This is a genomic window from Salinimicrobium sp. 3283s (assembly GCF_039602225.1).
Lineage (GTDB): Bacteria > Bacteroidota > Bacteroidia > Flavobacteriales > Flavobacteriaceae > Salinimicrobium > Salinimicrobium profundisediminis.
Genome location: NZ_CP143631.1, coordinates 446,011 through 468,307, shown reverse-complemented (window position 1 = coordinate 468,307; position 22,297 = coordinate 446,011). Strand labels below are relative to the sequence as shown.

Annotated in this window: 23 protein-coding genes; 10 read left to right on the top strand and 13 right to left on the bottom strand. The window is 42.1% G+C overall.

Annotated features, from left to right (window positions below):
* Positions 1-8 precede the first annotated feature (8 nt).
* Entirely contained in the window at positions 9-1,322 is a 1,314-nt protein-coding gene (gene murA / locus VS868_RS02085; protein WP_345599024.1) for a UDP-N-acetylglucosamine 1-carboxyvinyltransferase, read from the top strand.
* 146 nt (positions 1,323-1,468) lie between these two features.
* Here murA and VS868_RS02080 read toward each other — a convergent pair whose 3' ends face one another.
* From VS868_RS02080 to xerD, 4 genes are all read right to left on the bottom strand, one after another.
* A complete protein-coding gene (locus VS868_RS02080) occupies positions 1,469-1,768 on the bottom strand; it encodes an HPF/RaiA family ribosome-associated protein (RefSeq protein WP_345599023.1) in 300 nt (99 codons plus the stop codon).
* A 113-nt stretch (positions 1,769-1,881) separates the two neighbouring features.
* Positions 1,882-2,349 carry a hypothetical protein gene (locus tag VS868_RS02075; RefSeq protein WP_345599022.1) on the bottom strand — a complete coding sequence of 156 codons (468 nt, stop codon included), beginning with the start codon at positions 2,347-2,349 and terminating at the stop codon, positions 1,882-1,884.
* Entirely contained in the window at positions 2,339-3,286 is a 948-nt protein-coding gene (locus VS868_RS02070) for an aldo/keto reductase (protein ID WP_266069576.1), read from the bottom strand. The genes VS868_RS02075 and VS868_RS02070 overlap by 11 nt, the downstream gene beginning before the upstream one ends.
* A gap of 239 nt (positions 3,287-3,525) precedes the next feature.
* Positions 3,526-4,422 (bottom strand): site-specific tyrosine recombinase XerD, encoded by an 897-nt coding sequence (gene xerD / locus VS868_RS02065; RefSeq protein WP_345599020.1) that lies wholly within the window; start codon positions 4,420-4,422, stop codon positions 3,526-3,528.
* Between the two features lie 112 nt (positions 4,423-4,534).
* Here xerD and VS868_RS02060 point away from each other — a divergent pair, with 112 nt between their 5' ends.
* The 6 genes from VS868_RS02060 (at position 4,535) to VS868_RS02035 (ending at position 9,802) form a co-directional block, all read left to right on the top strand.
* Positions 4,535-5,122, top strand: coding sequence for a porin family protein (locus tag VS868_RS02060; protein WP_266069574.1), 588 nt, complete (start codon positions 4,535-4,537; stop codon positions 5,120-5,122).
* A 176-nt stretch (positions 5,123-5,298) separates the two neighbouring features.
* Positions 5,299-5,760 (top strand): hypothetical protein, encoded by a 462-nt coding sequence (locus tag VS868_RS02055; RefSeq protein ID WP_266069573.1) that lies wholly within the window; start codon positions 5,299-5,301, stop codon positions 5,758-5,760.
* An 86-nt stretch (positions 5,761-5,846) separates the two neighbouring features.
* Positions 5,847-6,266, top strand: a complete 420-nt coding sequence (gene aroQ, locus VS868_RS02050) for a type II 3-dehydroquinate dehydratase (RefSeq protein ID WP_266069572.1) — start codon at positions 5,847-5,849, stop codon at positions 6,264-6,266.
* Entirely contained in the window at positions 6,263-6,988 is a 726-nt protein-coding gene (locus VS868_RS02045) for an ATP-binding protein (protein WP_345599019.1), read from the top strand. Before aroQ ends, VS868_RS02045 begins: the two co-directional genes overlap by 4 nt.
* Positions 6,989-7,163: 175 nt before the next feature.
* Entirely contained in the window at positions 7,164-8,282 is a 1,119-nt protein-coding gene (locus tag VS868_RS02040) for a VWA domain-containing protein (RefSeq protein WP_345599017.1), read from the top strand.
* A gap of 47 nt (positions 8,283-8,329) precedes the next feature.
* The gene (locus tag VS868_RS02035) at positions 8,330-9,802 is read left to right on the top strand and encodes a magnesium chelatase (RefSeq protein ID WP_345599015.1); all 1,473 of its coding nucleotides are present in this window, start codon (positions 8,330-8,332) and stop codon (positions 9,800-9,802) included.
* Between the two features lie 364 nt (positions 9,803-10,166).
* On the opposite strand, the gene lpdA is transcribed toward VS868_RS02035, so the two are convergent.
* The 5 genes from lpdA to VS868_RS02010 form a co-directional block, all read right to left on the bottom strand.
* On the bottom strand, positions 10,167-11,558 hold the full coding sequence (lpdA, locus tag VS868_RS02030; protein ID WP_266069568.1) for a dihydrolipoyl dehydrogenase: 1,392 nt from the start codon (positions 11,556-11,558) through the stop codon (positions 10,167-10,169).
* A gap of 176 nt (positions 11,559-11,734) precedes the next feature.
* Complete coding sequence (locus VS868_RS02025) at positions 11,735-12,247, bottom strand: collagen-like protein (RefSeq protein WP_345599014.1); 513 nt, start codon at positions 12,245-12,247, stop codon at positions 11,735-11,737.
* Positions 12,248-12,252: 5 nt separating this feature from the next.
* Positions 12,253-12,660: a peptide-methionine (R)-S-oxide reductase MsrB gene (gene msrB, locus VS868_RS02020; protein WP_266069566.1), complete on the bottom strand. Its 408-nt coding sequence runs from the start codon at positions 12,658-12,660 to the stop codon at positions 12,253-12,255.
* A gap of 74 nt (positions 12,661-12,734) precedes the next feature.
* Positions 12,735-13,217 (bottom strand): peptide-methionine (R)-S-oxide reductase MsrB, encoded by a 483-nt coding sequence (gene msrB / locus VS868_RS02015; RefSeq protein WP_266069565.1) that lies wholly within the window; start codon positions 13,215-13,217, stop codon positions 12,735-12,737.
* A 28-nt stretch (positions 13,218-13,245) separates the two neighbouring features.
* Positions 13,246-14,115, bottom strand: a complete 870-nt coding sequence (locus VS868_RS02010) for an alpha/beta hydrolase (protein ID WP_345599013.1) — start codon at positions 14,113-14,115, stop codon at positions 13,246-13,248.
* A gap of 153 nt (positions 14,116-14,268) precedes the next feature.
* Here VS868_RS02010 and VS868_RS02005 point away from each other — a divergent pair, with 153 nt between their 5' ends.
* Positions 14,269-15,090: a M48 family metallopeptidase gene (locus VS868_RS02005; RefSeq protein ID WP_266069563.1), complete on the top strand. Its 822-nt coding sequence runs from the start codon at positions 14,269-14,271 to the stop codon at positions 15,088-15,090.
* A 64-nt stretch (positions 15,091-15,154) separates the two neighbouring features.
* Positions 15,155-16,495 (top strand): MFS transporter, encoded by a 1,341-nt coding sequence (locus tag VS868_RS02000; RefSeq protein ID WP_345599012.1) that lies wholly within the window; start codon positions 15,155-15,157, stop codon positions 16,493-16,495.
* 62 nt (positions 16,496-16,557) lie between these two features.
* Here VS868_RS02000 and VS868_RS01995 read toward each other — a convergent pair whose 3' ends face one another.
* From VS868_RS01995 to VS868_RS01980, 4 genes are read right to left on the bottom strand one after another with little or no spacing between them, the layout of a single operon-like run.
* A complete protein-coding gene (locus tag VS868_RS01995; RefSeq protein WP_266069561.1) occupies positions 16,558-17,292 on the bottom strand; it encodes a head GIN domain-containing protein in 735 nt (244 codons plus the stop codon).
* Between the two features lie 37 nt (positions 17,293-17,329).
* On the bottom strand, positions 17,330-18,427 hold the full coding sequence (locus VS868_RS01990) for a hypothetical protein (RefSeq protein WP_266069560.1): 1,098 nt from the start codon (positions 18,425-18,427) through the stop codon (positions 17,330-17,332).
* On the bottom strand, positions 18,408-18,971 hold the full coding sequence (locus VS868_RS01985) for a DUF4179 domain-containing protein (protein ID WP_266069559.1): 564 nt from the start codon (positions 18,969-18,971) through the stop codon (positions 18,408-18,410). Before VS868_RS01985 ends, VS868_RS01990 begins: the two co-directional genes overlap by 20 nt.
* A complete protein-coding gene (locus VS868_RS01980) occupies positions 18,961-19,521 on the bottom strand; it encodes an RNA polymerase sigma factor (RefSeq protein WP_345599011.1) in 561 nt (186 codons plus the stop codon). The genes VS868_RS01985 and VS868_RS01980 overlap by 11 nt, the downstream gene beginning before the upstream one ends.
* Before the next feature lie 218 nt (positions 19,522-19,739).
* On the opposite strand from VS868_RS01980, the gene lon reads away from it, so the two are divergent.
* A complete protein-coding gene (gene lon, locus VS868_RS01975) occupies positions 19,740-22,190 on the top strand; it encodes an endopeptidase La (RefSeq protein ID WP_266069557.1) in 2,451 nt (816 codons plus the stop codon).
* The last annotated feature ends 107 nt before the right edge of the window (positions 22,191-22,297 follow it).

Sequence of the window (22,297 nt, the reverse complement as noted above, 5' to 3'; positions counted from 1 at the left end):
AATTTTCTATGGGATCTTTTCAAATTGAAGGAGGGCATGCTTTAAAAGGGGAAATTCAACCCCAGGGAGCAAAGAACGAAGCTCTGCAAATTCTTTGTGCCGTATTGCTCACTTCCGAAAAAGTTACAATAAATAATATTCCCGACATCCTGGATGTCAATAAGCTTATTCACCTGCTAAAACAGCTGGGTGTGAAGGTAGAAAAAATTGGAAAGGGATCTTATACTTTCCAGTCCGATGAGCTTGACCTTGATTACCTTAAGAGTGAAAAATTCAAGGAAGAAGGAAGTGGACTTCGGGGTTCAATAATGATCGTGGGGCCAATGCTGGCAAGATTTGGTCAGGGTTATATCCCAAGGCCGGGTGGCGATAAAATTGGGCGTAGAAGACTCGATACGCATTTTGAAGGCTTTATAAAACTTGGAGCCGACTTCCGTTATAATAAAGAGGAACGGTTTTACGGGGTGGAAGCGCCAAATGGTTTGAAGGGTACTTACATGTTGCTCGAAGAAGCCTCGGTAACCGGAACTGCCAATATTGTGATGGCAGCTGTACTTGCAAAAGGCAAGACTACTATTTATAATGCCGCTTGCGAACCATACCTGCAACAACTTTGCAATATGCTTAACAGTATGGGCGCAAAGATAAGCGGGGTAGGTTCAAATTTACTGGAAATTGAAGGAGTGGAATCTTTAGGAGGTTGTACGCATACCATACTTCCCGACATGATCGAGATTGGCTCCTGGATTGGCCTTGCCGCCATGACCAAAAGTGAGATCACTATAAAGAATGTAGGCTGGGAACACTTAGGTTTGATCCCCGCTACTTTTAGAAAGTTAGGTATTCAAATGGAGCGAAAAGGGGATGATATTTACATTCCGGCCCATACCAATGGTTATGAAGTGCAAAGTTTTATTGATGGCTCCATTATGAGTATCAGTGATGCACCATGGCCAGGATTCACACCCGATCTTTTGAGTATCATGCTGGTGGTGGCTACCCAGGCAAAAGGCGATGTGCTAATTCATCAAAAGATGTTTGAAAGCCGACTCTTTTTCGTGGATAAATTAATAGATATGGGCGCCAAGATCATTCTTTGCGATCCGCACAGGGCTACCGTAATAGGTCATGACTTTAAGTCTCAGCTCAAAGCAACTACTATGGTTTCGCCCGATATTAGAGCAGGGATCTCTCTTTTAATTGCAGCACTTTCTGCAAAAGGAACTTCGGTGATCCATAATATCGAACAAATTGACCGCGGTTACGAAAATATTGATGAGCGCCTGCAGGCAATAGGGGCGAAGATCAAGCGAGTAGCTTAGTTGAGTCGAGAGACAATAATTAATAGTCAAGAGATAACATTCAAGACTAAAATGATGTAAAAAAGGCTGCCGGAAAATGTCATTTTCCGGCAGCCTTTTTTACATCATTTACATTATACAATATTCACTATACAATATACATTTGCCTAGTGGCTTTGCATTTCGGCTTTTCTTTTCTGAAGCTGTTTTTCAAGGTCTTTTACCGTTTCGGCAGCAGCGGCTTCAAAGCTGTCAGAATTTGAGGAGGCATGGATCTTTGGGCCCGGAAGGCTCAATTCTATAGCACAGGTTTTCCCGTTGCCGTTGGTTGATTTTTCTTCCTTAAACATTACATCTGCAGAGATGATCCAGTCATATTTATTTTCAAGTTTATCAAGTTTTCTCTGAACAAGTTGTTCTGCCGAAAGTTTTGTGTCTGCGTGTACAAATTGAATGTTTGTCTTCATATTCTTCTTTTTTACTTAAAATATACTTCTTCAAGATAGCAAAATTGCTTCGAAAAGTGGTTAGTTTATAAAAAATATAACGTTCCAAAAATGGCATTTTCCTCAGTCTTTTCCTACTGCTGAAGCCTGGAAGCAACTTCTTTAAAAGTTACCTTATTATTTTCCTGAAGTTCATATTCAAAAATTGATTTTCCCTGTACATGGCCATCATCATAGATTGCCAGCACCCAGTTTTCAGTGATTACCTGTACCTGCCTGAATTCCATAGTGCCACCAAGCACAGGATCTAACGGAATCAGATCTTTTTGCTGTTTTAAAGCCTCAGTAATATGTTTTTTGGGATCCTGAATGTCTTCAAATTCCTTTCCGAAGTAAACCGGGATAGTCTCCTGATCTTCAGTTATAACCGGGCGGTTTTGCAGGGAGTCTATGAGCTGCCTTTTCTGGGTGAGTTCCTGTGAAAGGGAATCAATTTCCTGATTTTTGGACTCTAGCTCCCTATTCTGATTGTTGCAGCTGCTTAAGGCTCCCAAAAAGAGGAGCCAAAGTGCCATTTTTGGAAGGTATGATCTATAAGTCATAGATGTTGTTGTATGAATTGCCTGGAGTGACAAAGAACTCGCCGGTCACGTATCTAAAATGGCGTTCTATTCCCGCGATTTTCTTAAGGTCTTCTTCATCTAATTTTACATTGATGCTTTCCAGGTTTGAAATAATGTGTTTCCCGGTAGTAGATTTAGGGATAACTGCTGTGCCACGAGAGACCGCCCACTTGATGAGCACCTGCGCCGGGGAAACATTGTGCTTCTCAGCAATTTCAACAATTGCAGGTTCTTCTAAAAGAGAAGGTTCATCTTCAGCTTTCATTTGCGCACTGCGATCGCCACTTCCTAGCGGAGAATAGGCGGTATTGTGAATATTGTTTTCGCGGCAAAACTGTATAAGTTCAGGTTGTGGTAAGAATGGGTGGAGTTCTACCTGGTTCATTTCAGGGGTTTCGGTAGTTTGTGACATAAGGTCGTCCAGCTTTTTACTGCTGAAGTTTGATACCCCAATGTGCTTAACCAGACCTTGCTTTTTTGCTTCGATCATGGCATTCCAGGTTTCAATAATAGGGACTTCTTCAAGAGAAAGATAGTCGTCATCGTTAGACGGGAAACCAACCCCGTGTTTAAAAGCTACCGGCCAGTGCATAAGGTAGAGGTCGAGGTAATCTAATTGTAGATCGTCTAAAGTCTTTTTAAGGGCAGGAATTACGTGCTCTTTTTTGTGAGAATCGTTCCATAGTTTAGAGGTAACCCAAACATCTTCCCTTTTTATTTTGCCCTGAGCAAATATGTCTTTAAATGCACGTCCAATTTCGGCTTCATTGCCATAAGTGGAGGCACAATCTATATGGCGATAACCGTTATTAAGTGCAATTTTTACTGCTTCTTCAACTTTTCCCTTACCCGATTTCCAGGTGCCCAGGCCTATAGCCGGCATGGTATCTCCGTTTTTAAATTTAAGTGTTTCCATAATATTGTTTTATAAGCTTAAATTAATGAGGAAAAGGCTGCTGCCAAAGGAATTTCTATGGTTTAGCAAATATTTAGTGTTCAGTGCTCAGTATTCGTATTAGTAAGTACCCGGTAAAGATTTGAATGCTGTGGTTTTGCCGTAGTACTGAGTTGTTTTAAACTCCGCAAAACGCTCAACCCTATTCAGGACTTCACAAACCTTAAACCTTAAACCCTGAACCTTGAACCTTGAACCCATTATCGTCTTGGGTGAAATTCTTCCATCACCTTGCGCAGGTGGGAACGGTCAAGGTGAACGTAGATTTCGGTAGTGGTGATGCTCTCGTGCCCCAGCATTTGCTGAATGGCCCGTAAATCGGCTCCGTTTTCAAGTAAGTGTGTTGCAAAGGAATGCCTGAAGGTGTGCGGACTAATATTTTTATGTAGTCCGGTTATGGTGGCCAGTCTCTTTATTATGGTGAAGATCATGGCGCGGGTGAGCTGTTTACCACGGCGATTAAGAAATAAAGTGTCTTCGTGGCCTTTTTGAATATCCTGATGCGCTCTTATATGGTGCATGTAAAGCTCAATGTATTTGCAGGTAGTTTCGGCTATGGGTACAAATCGCGATTTACTTCCTTTTCCTGTTACCTTAATAAAGCCTTCCTCAAAAAATAGATCGCTAAGGCGTAGATTGGTTAATTCAGAAACCCGGAGCCCGCAGCCGTACAGGGTTTCCACGATGGCGCGGTTCCTTTCTCCTTCAGGTTTATTAAGGTCTATGGCCGCGATAAGAGTATCGATTTCTTCCGTAGAAAGCGTGTGGGGTAGTTTACGTCCTGTTTTTGGAGATTCAATTAACTCGAGAGGGTTGGTTTGTCGGTAATCTTCAAAGACCAGATAGCTAAAGAATCCGCGGAGGCCCGAAATTATCCTGGCTTGTGAACGGGCGTTCATAGTTTTGGCAAGCGTGTAAATGAACTGTTGCACTTCTTCTTCAGAAATAGACAGGGGCGAGACTTTAATGTTATTTAGTTGTAGCCAGTTTGAAAGTTTTTCTACATCCAGACTGTAATTCTCGATGGTATTTGCAGCCAGGCCTCGCTCAATTTTGAGGTAATGGCGATAGTCTTTCAAGGCATTTTTCCAGTTCACAGGCTAAAAATAGGGGCTAAAAGTACGGATTTACGAGTACTTTAATATAAAGTGAGTTTTTCTTAACACTATGCCTCCTACATTTGTCCCTGAACTTTTAAAAATGAAATTTATGAAAAAGTCAATTTTGTTTATCGCAGCGATGGTATTTAGTACAACATTTGTAACTGCACAGGAATTCGTTTACTTTGGAGCAAAAGGAGGGGTGAACTTCTCGACCTTTTCAGGAGACGGATGGTCAGATTTTGAGGATGAAAGTGCAAGAACCGCATATCACTTAGGTTTAGTTGCTGAAATCCCTTTATCAGATCGTTTCTCAATCCAGCCCGAGGTACTTTATTCTGCTCAGGGATACGACATCGTAGAAATTGAAGATGGAAACGACCTGGAACATAAATTGGATTATGTAACTGTTCCCGTTATGGCTAAGTTCTATTTAGTAAAAGGGCTAAGTCTTGAAGCCGGTCCACAGTTCGGTTTTCTTGCAGATCATGAAATAGGAACTGGAGAAAACGATGTTGATGTATCTGATGATAACATTAATAAGTTCGATCTTAGTCTTGGACTGGGAGCCTCTTACAAATTCAACAACTTTTTCCTTTATGGACGTTACAATGCGGGTATGACCGACATTTATGACATAGAAGGAGTTGAAGCCAAGAACTCTGTAGTACAGGCTGGGATTGGATTCTTGTTCTAAGAAAAACCTGAAAATTTATAAAAAGAGGTTGTCTTTAATCAAGGCAGCCTTTTTTTTGTGCCTATTGAAACTACCTGTGAATGTGAGGTTTTCCTTTCAAAGGAATTTTACTTAGTCGATAAGAGTAATATGTAAATTACTAATTTAGTGATAGATAACCTTTAAAACTTTGAGTTATGAAGAAATTTTTATGTTCTCTTATTTTTATTGCAGTAGGTTTTACATCAACCTATGCTCAGCGCGATATTAGGTTAGGAGTGAATGCAGGAATTCCGGTAGGGGATATTTCAGATGCATCAGACTTTAATGTGGGCGCAGACATTGCTTATCTCATGGGGTTTGAGAATTTCCAGTTAGGGCCTATGGTAGGGTACAATCACTTTTTTGTAGATGAGTTTGATGATGTTTCTTTTCTGCCTCTTGCTGCAACAGCAAGGTTTAGCCTCGCCAATCTTGAATTGGGAGCCGATCTTGGTTATGCCCTAGGTATTAGTGATGGGACAGACGGTGGTTTTTACTATAAACCCAAGATTGGGTTCAACCTCCTCGGGGTGGGCCTTATTGCATCTTACACCGGGATAAGTATAGATGGCGGCACGGCAGCTTCCGTTAACCTTGGGGTAGAATTCCGGCTCTAAAAAAGATTGAATTAAAAAATGACATTTTTGAGCCTGTTAAAAGCGGAAGCTGTGGTTTCCGTTTTTTTATTTTCTATTTTTACTTTATGAAAATATTGATCATTAACGGGCCCAACCTCAATTTACTCGGCAGCCGTGAACCAGGAACCTACGGAAGCCAAACTTTTGAAGATTACTTTCAAAACCTGGAAAAGAAATTTCCGCAAGTAGAATTAGCCTCTTATCAATCTAATATTGAAGGGGAAATCATAGACCGGCTTCATGCGGCCGATAAGGAATTTGATGGTATTGTGCTTAACGCTGCAGCCTACACGCATACTTCAGTCGGGATTGGAGACGCTGTAAAAGCGATTTCAAAGCCGGTGGTAGAAGTGCATATTTCCAATACTTCGGCCAGGGAAGAATTTCGGCATAGATCTTTCATTGCGCCCAATGCCAAAGGCGTGATCCTGGGGTTTGGATTGCAGAGTTATGAACTGGCTGTCTTGAGTTTTACTGAAGCATGAAAAAAGCGTTCATAAACTGGAGTTCGGGGAAAGATGCGGCCTTTGCTCTTTATCTCACTCAACAGCAGAAAGAATATTCCGTAGAAAAGTTGCTTACCACAGTTAATTCTGAAGTTGACAGGATTTCTATGCATGGCCTTCGGAGTGATTTATTGCTGAAACAGGCTCAAAGTATTGGTATTCCCCTGGAAGTTCTTCCGCTTGCGGGAAATGTTTCTATGACAACCTATAATAAAGTCATGGAAGAGGAAATGCTGAAGCTGAAGAATTCCGGATTCAATTACAGTATTTTTGGTGATATCTTCCTGGAAGATTTAAAGCTTTACCGGGAACAGCAGCTTCAAAAAGTGGAAATTGAAGGGGTTTTTCCGCTGTGGAAAAAAGATACTTCAGCCCTCATGAAGGAAATACTCGCCGCCGGATTTAAAGCTATAACTGTGAGCGTAAATGCAAAGTTTTTGGATAGGTCTTTCTGCGGAAGGCTTGTAGATGAAAGTTTCCTTGCCGATTTACCTTCAGGCGTAGATCCTGCCGGGGAGAATGGGGAATTTCATACTTTCGTTTTTGACGGACCTATATTTTCCCACCCAGTAACCTTCCAAAAAGGACAAATTGTAGAGAAATTTTTTGCTTCCGCAGGAGATGAAGAAGATGATTGCTTTAAAAAAGAGAAGGAAGCCTGGGACACCAAATTTTATTATTGCGACCTTATTTCGATTTGAAAATTTGAAAGTTAGGAATTAGAATTTGGTGCTTGGTACTTAATATTCGGTGCTTGGAATTTGAGATTTTCTCACTACTAATATCTCATATCTAAAATCTAAAATCTCCCATCTAATTAACACAAATTTATCCTCCACTTTTGTGAGATGTTCATGCTAACAATTAAATTAGGGCATGGAAAGGAAAATTGTGAAAAAAGGTTTTGTTTTTAAACGCTTTGAGGCCGAGAATATCCCTCCTTTTGACAAGCTTTTTGAGATTTTTAAAGAGCTTATCACTCATACTTCCGGAGATTTTGATGAGGCTATAGAATGGCTAAGACAGCTGGATGTTGAATATAAACTCACCGATGAAAACTATACGATAGATGATTTTATAGAAGACCTTAAGAAAAAAGGTTACATCCGTGAGGAAATTGAGGGAGGTGGAGGAATGGCTATTACGGCCAAGACCGAAAGAGCCATTAGGCAGCAGGCGCTCAATCAAATCTTCGGAAAACTGCGCAAAAGTCGGTCGGGCAACCACAGCACCAGGCAGTTGGGGTTGGGCGATGAACACACGGGAGAATTCAGAAATTATAATTTTGGAGATTCGCTCGATAAAATCTCCATGACAGAATCTTTGCGAAATGCCCAGATACAGCATGGCGCCGATGATTTCCGGATGACCGAAGACGATCTTGTAGTCGAAGAAACCCATCATAAGAGTCAGATGAGTACCGTGCTTATGATAGACATAAGTCACAGTATGATACTTTATGGCGAAGACAGGATCACCCCTGCGAAGAAAGTCGCCATGGCCCTGGCCGAGCTCATTACTACCAGGTATCCAAAAGATACCCTCGATATACTCGTTTTTGGGAATGATGCCTGGCGCATTTCTATAGGAGACCTGCCTTACCTACAGGTGGGGCCATATCATACCAATACAGTAGCCGGGCTTGAACTGGCTATGGATTTGCTTAGGCGCAAGCGTAACACCAACAAACAGATCTTTATGATCACCGATGGTAAACCCAGCTGTTTGAGAGAGCGGGATGGGGGTTATTATCAAAACAGTGTGGGGCTAGATCCATACATTGTCGAAAAATGCTACAATGCCGCGAGCCAGGCGCGTAAACTGCATATTCCCATTACCACTTTTATGATAGCGCAAGATCCTTACCTGGAGCGCTTTGTAAGGGAATTTACACAGGCAAATCAGGGGAAGGCATTCTTCACCGGACTTAAAGGTCTTGGAGAAATGATCTTTGAAGATTACGAGACCAACCGCAAGAAAAGAATTAAAGGTTAAAATATTAAAGGCCCAAAAATGGCCTTTTTCAAACAAATTTTCAGGACATGGATATACAAAAGCTCAGCACCTTTGGAGCATTAAAGGACTATGGCTATAAAAGCAAAAGCATAAAAGAGGAACTCAGGCAAAATCTGCTGAAGAGAATTAAGAACAATGAACCGGCTTTTGAAGGGATTCACGGGTATGAAAATACGGTAATTCCCGAAGTAGAGCGGGCAATCCTCTCAAAGCACAATATTAACTTTCTTGGGTTGAGGGGGCAGGCTAAAACCCGCCTCGCCAGAATGATGGTAAATCTTCTGGATGAGTATATCCCTATAGTTGAAGGTTCCGAAATCAATGATGATCCTTTTCGTCCTATTTCGCGCTACGCCCGTGAACTTTTGGAAGAGCAGGGAGATGAGACACCAATTTCCTGGATTCACAGGAATGACAGGTTTTTCGAAAAACTTGCCACGCCCGATGTGACCGTAGCCGATATTATTGGGGATGTAGACCCAATCAAAGCTGCCAACCTGAAACTGAATTATGCCGATGACCGCGTAATTCACTACGGAATGATTCCGCGTGCCAACCGCAGTATTTTTGTGATCAATGAGCTGCCCGATCTACAGGCGAGAATACAGGTGGCTCTATTTAATATCTTACAGGAAGGAGATATTCAAATTCGTGGATTTAAGCTGCGGTTGCCTTTAGACATGCAATTTGTATTCACTGCAAACCCTGAAGATTATACCAATCGCGGAAGTATTGTTACGCCTCTTAAAGACAGGATTGGCTCCCAAATTCTCACTCACTACCCAGTAGACGTGAAAACTGCCAAAAAGATCACGCATCAGGAAGCCAGGCTGGAGCCGGGGCAGCTGGAAATGGTTCAGGTTCCCGAACTTGCCAAAGACCTCCTGGAGCAAATAAGTTTTGAGGCGCGAGACCATGAATATGTTGATTCCCGCAGCGGGATAAGTGCGCGGCTGAGTATTACCGCATTTGAAAACCTTATAAGTACAGCCGAGCGCAGGGGTGTCAAAAATGGCGAAAATAAGACCCTTCTCCGGCTGGGGGATTTTCTTGGGGTTATTCCTTCGATTACCGGAAAGATTGAACTGGTTTATGAAGGAGAGCAGGAAGGAAGTGCTATGGTAGCCCAGGAACTTATAGGAGAAGCCGTAAAATCACTTTTCCCAACCATGTTCCCGAAGATCGAAAAGCTGCAGAAGCCCGATGCCGAAGATCCTTATTCCGAAATTGTGGAATGGTTCTTCTCCGAAAGTGGCTTTGAATTGCTTGATGAAACTTCGGATGCCGACTATAAAAAAGCGCTTGACTCCATTCCGGCACTCGAAAATCTCGTGAATAAATATCAGCCCAACGTACCTGAAGAAGACAAATATTTTCTGAAGGAGTTTGTGCTTTGGGGGCTGGTAGAATACAAAAAGCTGAATAAATTTCGGTTTTCGCAGGGAATGCAATTCAAGGATATGTACGGAAGCTATATAGAAGGACTTAGAAATGAATAAGGGATAAGGAGTAATGATTTACTATTTTAGATTGAATATTTGGTATTGAAATTCCAAGCACCAAATTCCAAACATTGAGTTCCATACTTTCTCTGAATTGCCGTCAGTTCGAGTTTTTTTATTTGCCCTGAAAGGGGCGAAGAAAAAAGTATCGAGAACAGAGGCAATGCCTGATGCCAAATTCCAAAATCTAATCATCAGGTTTTAAGCACCAAGAACCCACCCCGCCTACGGGCACCCTTCCGAAGGAGGGGACAAGCTGAAAATAAAAAAAACCTCCGGAAGTTTTTCCGGAGGTTTTTTTATTCTGTGGAACTAAATAACCCGCTCCACATTATAAATTATACATTATACAATATACCTTCTAAAGGTGTATCACTTCCCCGTAAGCATCGGCTACGGCTTCCATCACTGCTTCACTCATGGTTGGGTGAGGGTGAATGGCTTTTAGTACCTCGTGCCCTGTAGTTTCCAGTTTTCGGCCAAGAACAGCTTCAGCGATCATATCGGTAACACCGGCACCAATCATGTGGCAGCCTAACCATTCGCCGTATTTGGCGTCAAAGATCACTTTTACAAATCCGTCAGGAGTTCCTGCAGCTTTTGCTTTTCCGGAAGCAGAGAATGGGAATTTCCCAACCTTCAGCTCATAACCGGCCTCTTTAGCTTGCTTTTCGGTCATACCTACTGAAGCTATTTCAGGGGTGGCATAAGTACATCCGGGAATATTTCCGTAGTCAATAGGCTCAACATGCATTCCCTTGATCTTCTCAACACAGGTAATCCCTTCCGCAGAAGCTACGTGAGCTAGTGCAGGGCCTGCAACTACATCTCCAATAGCATAGATTCCCTTCACGTTGGTCTCGTAGAAATCGTTCACAAGGATCTTATCCCTGTCGGTTTTGATACCTAATTCTTCAAGCCCGATATTTTCAAGGTTAGATTTGATACCCACGGCTGAAAGTACAACTTCGGCCTCAAGGGTTTCCATACCTTTTTTGGTTTTAACCTGTGCTTTTACAAGGTCTCCCGAGGTATCAACACTCTCTACAGAAGAGCTGGTCATCACCTTAATTCCGGCTTTTTTGAAGCTGCGCTCAAATTGTTTTGAGATTTCTTCATCTTCAAGCGGCACCAGGTTAGGAAGAAACTCAACAATAGTAACCTCTGTACCCATAGTCTTGTAGAAGTGGGCGAACTCAACTCCAATGGCGCCCGATCCTACCACGATCATAGATTTTGGCTGCTTCTCAAGGCTCATTGCCTGGCGGTAACCAATCACTTTTTTGCCATCTTGCGGAAGGTTTGGCAGTTCTCTTGAACGTGCTCCTGTAGCGATGATAATATGATCTGCAGAATATTCTGTTTTCTTATCGTTTTTATCGGTAACCTCGATCTTTTTGCCAGATTTCAGTTTTCCGAAACCGTCAATAACCTCGATTTTATTTTTCTTCATCAGGAACTGCACTCCTTTGCTCATTCCATCGGCCACATTTCGGCTGCGTTTGATAACGGCACCAAAATCTTTTTCGGCTTTTTCTACTTTTAATCCGTAGTCCCCTGCATGGTTGAGGTATTCAAAGACCTGGGCACTTTTAAGAAGGGCTTTGGTAGGAATACACCCCCAGTTAAGACAAACGCCTCCAAGATTTTCTTTTTCTATAACCGCCGTCTTGAATCCTAATTGTGATGCACGAATGGCAGTCACGTAGCCTCCAGGACCACTTCCTAAAACTATAACGTCATATTTACTCATTATTCGGAATTTTATGTAACTGAATTTAAGACAGCGAATTTACGGAAATTAACCTTAAACCGAAAGTATATGGTTTCGGGAAATCCTTTCAAAAATGCCCTTTTTGACACCCGGGCAAAAAAATATCCTCTTCCCCTGAAGGGAAAAGGATATTTTATCTATAAACCGATTATTTCTTATTGGATATCGAGGGCCTGCATCACAGCATCATGGTCGGAAATGTCAATGCTCATTTCATCTATAAATTCAGATGGCATAACTACAAATTTGAAGTACTGGTTTTGAAGGTAATCTTCACTTAAAGTTTCTAGATCAAAATTTCCGGTGATCAATACCTCCACGTCTTCGTCTGTGTGGTTAAAGGAGTACTGGATAATTCTTCCGTCTTCAAGAAAATAAGATTTTGGTAATAAATTCCATGTCTCCACGTTGTCTATAACTTCAAGCCTGTAAGCTAAAATAGCATCAGACTCATAAATCTCGACATCGGCGGGTATCTGGAAGAAGTGGTTGTATAAATTGAAGTTACTGTCAAAAGTAAAATTTCTGGCAGTCAGGTCTCCAAAAGTCTGTCCCAGGATATTGACTCCCGGTTGTCCTGGAGGGCCTTGTGGGCCAACTTCTCCGTCGTCGGAGCAGGAGGTAAGGCTAAAACTGACTAGTGCAAAAAGAAAGAATATTTTTTTCATTTTTATTAGGATTTAGGTTTAGATTCAAATTCTATACTGGCCGAATTCACGCAGTAGCGCTGGCCGGTGTCGGTGGGGCCATCGTCAAAAACATGCCCAAGGTGACTGCCGCAGTTAGCACAAAGAATTTCAGTTCTAATCATGCCAAAGCTCCTGTCTTGTACGTATTCTATCGCGCCATCTAAAGCTTCGTCAAAACTGGGCCAGCCACAGTTGCTCTCAAATTTTTGGCCGCTTTCAAAGAGTTTGGCGTCACAGGCAGCACAGCAATAAGCTCCTTCCTGAAAGTGCATGTTATATTTTCCTGAATGAGGCGCTTCTGTGCCTTTTTCGCGCAGTACCCGGTATTGTTCTTCTGAAAGTTGCTTTCGCCATTCAGCTTCTGAGCGTTCTATGGGATATTTCTTAATCATATAATTTTGTTTTGTCTAAATATAAAAATTAGGGGGTGTTGGCATTCTTAAACAATTGGTAAACTTTATTCCTGCTATTTTTTCTTCGGAATAAAATCCATGGCAACCCCGTTAATACAATGTCTTTTTCCGGTTGTATTTCGAGGTCCGTCATTAAAGACATGGCCCAGGTGTCCGCCGCAATTCGCGCAAAGTACCTCTAGAGCGCTGAAGCCTCCTGTCCTGTCGGGCCTGTAGTCTACATTCTTTTCATCTACAGGGCGGTCAAAACTTGGCCATCCGGTTCCGCTTTCAAATTTGTGGCGGGTTTTATACAATTCGTTACCACAGGCAGCACAAACAAATGTTCCGGGTTCTTCAATACGGTTGAGTTTACTGGAAAAGGCCCTTTCGGTTCCTTTTTTCCGAAGTACCTGAAATTCTGCTGTAGTTAATTCCGATTTCCACTGAGCTTCAGTTTTGGAAACAGGATAGGTTTTTTGGTTTTTGGCCTCTTGCGCATTTGAGTTACAGCCAAGGCTAAAAACTAAAATTATAATAGAGATTGTAAGCTTCATAGTTTATTTACTACTGAAGATACAAGAACTATACCGAAAGAAAATCAACAATTTTCTTAATTACATCATAATTACCTAATATGCGGCGGTGGCCCAGTCCTTTGGTGGTCATAAGCTCACTATTTTCTAGCTTTTCATGAATATCATAAGCCGAATTGATGTGCACATCCACATCATCTTCATCATGAATAACAAGGGTGGGAATTTTGACTCCTTCCGCAGAAACTGCACCCGAGAGTTTATTCATATCTTCATCAAACTTCCTGTCAAAATAGCTTTTCATTTTGTCTGCTACTTTGTTATTCATCTTCATGTTACGGGCGAACTCGCGGGTGATGTGCGTAATGCTGTTCGCGGTACCTATAATGACCAGTTTTTTAACGGGCAGGCCATTTGAAACTGCCTTTAGAGACGCCATACCACCCAGGGAATGCCCTATGGCTGCTTCAAAAGGTCCGTATTTTTTTTCCAGGACTTCAATAGCTTCTATGAAGTGAGGCATCATGCTCATTTTTCCCGATGCTTTTCCATGAGCCGGGGCATCAAAACTCACCACAGCAAAACCTGCTTTTATAAGGGCTTCGGCCATTACAGCGAGTTGGGTGCCGCGGCCGCTCCAGCCGTGAGAAAGCAGTATTTTTCGGGAAGATTCGCCGTATTGGTAAACTACAATCTCCCGTTGAAAATGAGGAAGGACTAACTTTTCCTGCTTACTTTCTCTGTCCATTTTCTTTTCCCGTTCCGGAAGTTTGTACCTGAAAGGGGTTAGAAAAAGCCGAGCCGCAAACCTACTGGCCAAAAAAGGGGAAAGGGTGGTAAGTATTTTTCCTGTGGCCAAAATATAGGAGGGAACCAGGAGCCTCTGCACAGGAGTTTGATCTTTTTTTTGTTGTGTCATAAAAGGGAGAAAGTGTGCAAGGTACGAATATGAATCTTTACGGGGTAAGCTGTACAGCGCCTTTTCAAGATTGGCAGGTATTTTGTTAAACCTAATTTAAAGCTTCAAGTGGAGCCGGTTCGATTTATTAACTTTAACAAAAATAAAACTATCATGAAATTGAGACAAATAACTATAGTGGCTAGTTTTTTACTCCTGTTGGCAGGATGTAAAACAAACCCTTTTACCGGTGAAAGAAACCTGAATTTTGTTTCTAACTCGCAGATTTTTCCGGCTTCTTTTCAGCAGTATAATGAAGTCCTGGCGCAGAGTGAGGTGGTTAAAAATACTTCGGAAGCAAGAATGATCGAGAATGTAGGAAGAAAAATTGCTGTTGCTGCAGAAAGGTATCTAAACGCCAATGGCTACCAGGGATATCTTGATGGCTATGAATGGGAATATTCTTTGATAAAGGATGACCAGGTGAACGCCTGGGCTATGCCTGGTGGTAAGATTGCCTTTTATACTGGTATCATGCCTATTGCCCAAAATGAAACAGGGGTTGCTGCCATTATGGCTCACGAGGTAGCCCACGCCGTGGCAAATCACGGGGCACAACGTATGAGTGCCGCACAGCTACAACAGGTAGGTGGCGCAGTTGTAGGAGCTGCAGTTGGTGGTAAGAGTGAAAGTACCCAACAAATTATAGCACAGGCTTACGGCCTTGGTACCAACCTTGGCGGAATGTTGCCTTTTAGCCGAAGCCATGAAAGTGAAGCAGACAGGATTGGTTTAACGCTTATGGCTATTGCCGGTTACGATCCGGCTGAGGCTGCCAACCTTTGGAGAAGGATGGCGCAGCAAAGTGGAGGGCAATCACAGCCAGAGTTTCTAAGTACGCACCCTAATCCTCAAACCCGTATTAACAACATAGAACAATGGGCTCCCCAGGCTAAAGCCGAGGCCCAGAAGTACGGAGTAACTTCTTTTAAATAGAGGTCTTAAAAAAACAGTATTTTAGGAGCTGCCAAAATTGGCAGCTCTTTTAATTTGTTACTCCATGAAACAACTCCCCAAGGGAAGTAAAAAATTGCTCAATGCCTGGGCTTTTTACGACTGGGCAAATTCGGTTTACAGCCTTGTAATAGCTTCTACCATTTTTCCTATTTTCTATGCTGCTCTCACTATCGTGAAAAATGAAGAAGGCAGGGTGATACAGGATACCGTGCAGCTTTTTGGTTTTAACTTCAATAACGATTCCCTCATTAGTTACGTGACCGCCATGGCATTTATGCTGGTGGCGGTGATAAGTCCGTTCCTCTCGGGGATTGCAGACTATGTGGGGAATAAAAAGAACTTCCTGAAATTCTTCTGCTACCTTGGCGCCCTGTCTTGCATAGGGTTATTCTGGTTTAGTCTTGAAAACCTCATTTTTGGACTGGTCTGTTATTTTCTTGCATTGGTGGGATTCTGGGCCAGCCTTGTCTTTTATAATTCATACCTGCCCGATATTGCCTTTCCTAACCAACAGGATAAGGTAAGTGCAAAAGGATTTTCTTTGGGGTATATTGGGAGTGTTATCCTGCTCATCCTGTGTCTTATGCTGGTACTAAACTATGAGTGGTTTGGGTTTGAAAGTGAAGCCATGCCCACCCGTATTTCATTCGTGCTTACCGGCATCTGGTGGATTGGGTTTAGCCAGATCACTTATTACTATCTTCCAAAAGGCAACAAGAAAGAAAAACTCACGCGAGATGTACTTTTTAACGGGTACAAAGAAATTAGAATGATCTGGAGGTCTTTTGAAAATAATTTGCAGTTAAAGAAGTATCTGCGGGCCTTTTTCGTGTACAGTATGGCGGTACAAACCGTGATGTTGATCGCCACTTATTTTGGCATAGAAGAAGTGAACTGGACAGGGCAGGATGCAACAACAGGATTAATTGTAAGTATACTGTTAATACAGCTGGTGGCTGTGGCAGGAGCAACTATTACCTCCCGGATTTCTTCAAAAATGGGAAATATTGAGACCCTTATCCTGGTAAATGTAATGTGGATTGGCATTTGCGTTTATGCGTTTTTTGTGAAAACACCCATGCAGTTCTATATCGCTGCAGGGCTGGTTGGGCTGGTAATGGGCGGTATACAAACCCTTTCGCGATCCACCTACTCAAAAATGCTTCCCGAAGGTACGTTAGATACCACTAGTTACTTCAGTTTTTATGATGTTTCAGAAAAAATAGGCATTGTGATAGGGATGTCGCTTTATGGCTTGGTTACACAGATATTTGGGAGCATTAGATATTCTATTCTTTTTCTTACAGCCTTCTTTTTGATTGGAGTATTTTTATTGCTGAAGGTGCCTCGTACGGGGAAACTTTCAAAAAAAGAAGCGGCTTAAAAACCCCTTTTTGACACCCTGCCGGGATGAGGTCTTTAAGCCGCAGTTACTTCTGAAGTTTTTTAGTTTTTGCTGATAGATCCAGAACCCATAGTCCTGAAATCCTCTTTTTTAGGATTTCCCCTGTATTCGATATCTCCCGAACCCGGAGTGCTGGCTTTTAAAGATTCTGATGCATAAACCTGAATATCTCCCGATCCTGTTACCATTGCAGAAACGTTTTTACACCTAAAATCGAAAGCACTTATATCTCCAGATCCTGTTACCTTGCAATCAAAATCTTCGGCCTTGCCAGAGAGGTCAATATCCCCAGATCCTGTAATACTTGCTGAAGCATTCCTGGTTTCAACCGGAAGTTTTACATTACCCGAACCGGTGATGTTGATAGAAAAATTGCTGGATTTCACCAGGTCACTGGAGCGTATGTCGCCAGACCCTGTTAAACTAACCTCTTCAATATCTGTAAAAGGAACGGTAATGGTAATGCCCTTATTTCGGGAAGGATTTAAAGAATAGCCTTTCTCAACTGAAATTTTGAGCCTTCCGCCACTAACTTCGGTTTCAATATGCTGTTGCAGGTTCTCTTCAGCCTCAATTTTTAAACTTCCTTCCCTGCCTTTTACCAGGATCACATCCATAGAGCCGGTAAGCGATACTGCATCATAACTTGATACTGTCCTGGTTTTTGAAACCATATTCCCGTTGCCATCTATTTTTTTGGTTCCCTGCCACCATTGTGCCTGTGTTGCGGTGATACAAAAGAGGGCTAAAAAAAGTGTTGATAATAATTTTTTCATGATTATTGTTTTTTGGGTGATTGATGTTCTTTAAATATTAATCGGTAAAGGAAACACTGCCATAGCTGGAATCTACATAGATTTTTCCTCCTGTATTTTCGGTGCGGTGGTATCCCTGGTAATAATTATCACTGCCGCTGTGGTTGCGTTTATTTACAGTGAAGTTACTGTTATTTACTCCATTAACACCTCCATAAGCCGTTTTTATCTCAAAGCTAAAAGAGGCTTCCCTGTCATATCCCAGCTTCACTCCCGTGTAATCGCTGTTGATATTGATGTCTTTAAAGCTGGGCATGATCTTTTGAATTACCAGTGAACCGTAATCCATATTGAGATTGAGGCTGCCGTACAAAAGTCCAAGTTTTATTCCCAGGTAATCGCCTTCTCCTTTCATGTTCTTTAATTTTTCCACTTTTAGGGAGCCGTAGTCGTTGTTGAAAGATAGATGTTCTACTTTCAGAATGTTGGAATCTGTATAATCGGCACTCAGGTCCAGGGTTCCGGCTTCATCTATGGTGAACTCAGAGTAATCGGCGTTGATCCTGGCACGTTTTACATAGCCAATGCTGCTGTTTCGGGTGTAGTCAAAATCCAACTCATTGTTGTTCCCGTGAAGTTCGCCTATCATGATCTTTCCGTAGTCACAGGAGATTTGAGCATCACCTTTCAGCTTGTCGAGGTTAATGCTTCCGTAGTCATTAGAGAGATCTACGCTGTTGGTCACCGGGGCTTTCACCCTGTAATTGATTTCTATGTTGACATTGCTGCTGCTACCGCCAAAAAGGCTTCCCCAAAAAGAATTGTTATTGTTTTTCTCAAGGATGGTTCTTGCTGTTACCTGCCCACTGGTTTGATTAAAAGCAACATCAATTTCCCTTAGGCGCTGTTCTACTTTTTCTTCGTCATTCCCGTTGGTGCGAACAATGACATCTATTTCTACCCGGTTCTGGTTCCAGGTTACGATGTCGATGTTGCCATAGCTGTTGGAGATCTTCAGCATATCATTGGCCGAGACTTTAAATTCTTTCTTTACGCGCTTTTGTTTGGTGTATTTTCCTCTAAGATCTCCTTCTGCACAGGCTACTGCCGGGATAAGGAAGAGAACGATCAAAGCCTTATATAGTTTTGTTTTCATGATTTGTGTTTTTTAGGGTATTTATATCATTTACTTTTTCAAGTACCATTTTTAACAGGTCAATTCTTTTTTGAAAATTTGTTATCATAGCGTAGATCACTCTTTGGTCGTGGCCGCTTTTTCCCAGGTCTTTTTTTAAGGTTTCATAATCTTTTTCAAGGATGTCCAGTTGAGTTAGGGCATCATTGATCACTGCTTCATTTTCTGGTGTTTTTTGCTCCTTTAATGCGGCTAGCTCAGTTCTTATAACCGAGGAATAGAATTCCTGGGTCTGCTTCATCTCTGGTGAAACATTTGCCAGTTCCTGTTCTCCTGTAAAGGGGTTGTTAAATATCCCCTGGAAGATGAGCACAGCCACAAGAAAACTTGCTGCTACTGCCATCACAGGTAGCCACAGGCTAATTAATCCGTTGTGCCTGGGTTTCTTTGTTTGAGAGCGTTGCCGTAGTTTTTCCCTGAAGCGATCTTCATGCCGTGGTGTAGGCTCGGCAATATCGAAATCCAGCCCCTCAAAAAGGTCCTTTAAATCGTTATCATTTTTCATAGCTCAGTAATTTGGTGCGTAGGCTTTCTTTAGCCCGTGAAATTGTTGTTCTGCAATTGGCGTAGGTAATGTTTAAGATTTCACATATCTCCTCGTAATCATAACCTTCAATTAAATGGAGGGTTAAGGCTACCCGGTAATTTTCTTTTAAAGATTCCATGGTCTTTAAGATCATCTTTACTTTTGGATTCTGCTCTTCTTCTTCGGAAGCTATCCCTGCCGATTCATCGGCTGCATGCCTGAATTGGTCGTGGTATTCCACTTCAGTATACCGGGTGTTTTTATTGTACACTCCTATGCTGTGGTTTACCACTATCCTTTTAAGCCATGCGCCAAATGTTGATGTCCCTTCAAAAGTGTCAAGTTTGTCAAAGGCTTTTAAGAAGCATTCCTGCATAATATCTTCAGCTTCCGCAGAGTCTTTTACAATACGCAGCGCCACGTTATACATCGCTTTGCTGTACTTGTTGTACACTTTCATTTGGGCACGCTCGTCTCCCCGGCGGCATTTCTCCAAAAGCTCATCAATATGTGTGGTGGTTAGTGTCAAAATTTAAAAGCTTTACTATAAAGATGAGGTAGAACAAAGTTTGTTACAGTTTTGCAGAATTTTCTTTTAATTGATTTTCTGAACGTTGGCATAACAATTGAAATAATGTGTCTAAAATGTGCTTTAAATGCCTGTTATACAGCATGAGTAAAGGTAGTAAAGTAACTAAATAGATTGTGATATAATAACTGCAGTGACAGTTTGACTTAAAAACAGATATGGGCAGAACAAAATTTAAAAATCTTGACAGTCTGTCATTACAGGGAATAGATGAAGATGCAGAATTGATTCCCCTAATGACGCCTGAAGATGAAGAAGAAATAAATAAGGAAGACCTTCCTGAAATATTACCTATCTTACCCTTGAGAAATACAGTGCTATTTCCCGGGGTGGTAATACCTATCACGGCAGGTCGCGATACTTCTATAAAACTTATTAATGAAGCCAACAACGATACTAAAGTTATTGGGGTGGTTTCTCAAAAAGATGAGAAAGTAGAAAATCCTACCGCACAGGACATCAATAAAATTGGGGTAGTTGCGAGGATTCTTAGGGTGCTTAAAATGCCCGATGGAAATACCACCGTGATCATCCAGGGTAAAAAACGGTTTGAAGTAGATGAAGTAATTGCCGATAAGCCATTTTTGAAGGCCAGGATCATTGAAGTGCCCGAGGCACGTCCTGCCGAAGAAAATGAGGAATTTAAAGCCATTATTGATTCTATCAAAGAACTGGCTTTACAAATTATAAAGAACAGCCCAAATATACCTTCGGAAGCTTCTTTCGCCATACAGAATATTGAGAGTCCTTCGTTCCTGATCAATTTTGTTTCTTCAAACATGAATCTTTCAGTAGAGGAGAAACAGAAGCTACTTGAAACGAATGATCTTAAAGAACGGGCACTTTCCACGCTTAAGTTCATGAATGTGGAGTATCACAAGCTGGAACTTCGCAATGACATTCAAAGCAAGGTGCAAAGTGACATGAGCCAGCAGCAGCGGGAATATTTTCTTCACCAGCAAATGAAAACCATCCAGGAAGAACTGGGTGGTGTTTCTCATGAAGGGGAAGTGGAAGAAATGCGCGCCAGGGCAAAAAAGAAGAAATGGCCTGAAAATGTAAAAGAACACTTCACTAAAGAATTGTCTAAAATGCAGCGGATGAATCCGCAGGTGGCCGAGTATTCCATTCAGCGGAATTATCTGGACCTGTTCCTGGACCTGCCGTGGAACGACTTCAGTAAAGATAAATTTGACCTTAAGCGAGCCCAGCGTATTCTTGACCGTGATCACTATGGCCTTGAAGATGTGAAGCAAAGGATTATAGAATACCTTGCGGTTCTTAAGTTGAGAAATGACATGAAATCACCTATTTTATGTCTCTACGGGCCCCCGGGAGTTGGTAAGACCAGTCTGGGCCGTTCTGTTGCCGAAGCTTTGGGTAGGGAATATGTGCGGGTTTCCCTTGGCGGACTTAGAGATGAAGCCGAAATAAGGGGACATAGAAAAACTTACATCGGTGCTATGCCTGGAAGGATCATTCAGTCTCTCAAAAAGGCAGGGACCAGCAACCCTGTTTTTGTTCTTGACGAAATTGATAAACTGAGTATAGGCCATAGCGGAGATCCTTCTTCAGCTTTACTGGAGGTGTTGGATCCCGAACAAAACAGTGAATTTCACGACAATTTCCTGGAGATGCCCTTTGACCTTTCCAAAGTGATGTTCATAGCTACGGCAAATAATTTGGGTAACATTCAGCCGGCCCTGCGTGACAGGATGGAGATCATCAACGTGACCGGGTACACCATTGAAGAGAAAGTTGAGATTGCGAAACAGCATTTACTTCCGAAGCAATTAAAAGAACACGGCCTTACCAAAGACAACCTGAAGATTGGCAAAAAACAACTGGAGAAGATAGTTGAAGGTTACACCCGGGAATCTGGTGTGCGTAGCCTTGAAAAGCAGATTGCCAAAATGGTGCGATATGCCGCCAAGAACATGGCGATGGAAGAGCAGTATAACGTTAAGATCAAAGATTCGGATATTCTTGATGTTTTGGGCAGCCCCAAACTCGAGCGCAACAAATATGAAGATAACGAGACTGCCGGGGTGGTTACAGGCCTGGCCTGGACGCAGGTAGGAGGAGATATCCTGTTTATTGAATCTATTCTTTCTAAAGGAAAAGGCTCCCTCAATATTACCGGGAACCTGGGGAAAGTGATGAAAGAATCGGCTACTATTGCTTTGGAATATATTAAAGGAAATGCTGAAGCCCTTGGGATAGACCCCGAGGTAATGGAGAAATATAATGTGCACATTCACGTGCCCGAAGGTGCTACTCCAAAAGATGGCCCCAGTGCAGGAATTACCATGCTTACTTCCCTTGTGTCGTTATTCACCCAGCGAAAAGTGAAGAAAAGCATCGCCATGACAGGAGAGATCACCTTGCGGGGTAAAGTGCTTCCGGTGGGCGGGATCAAAGAAAAGATCCTCGCTGCAAAAAGGGCCCACATTAAAGAGATCATACTTTGTGTAGAAAACCGAAGGGATATAGAAGATATTAAAGAAGAATATCTTAATGGCCTAACTTTTCATTATGTGAAGGAAATGTCTGAGGTTATTGACCTGGCTATCCTCGATGAGAAGGTTAAAAATCCTAAACAGTTATAGAAAGTAATTGAAAACGGGCCCCGCTAACAGCGGGGCTTTTTTTGTTTAAGAACGATTTCCTTTTAAACCTGTAAGAAATACCTATTTTTGCAGAGGTGCCAAAAATG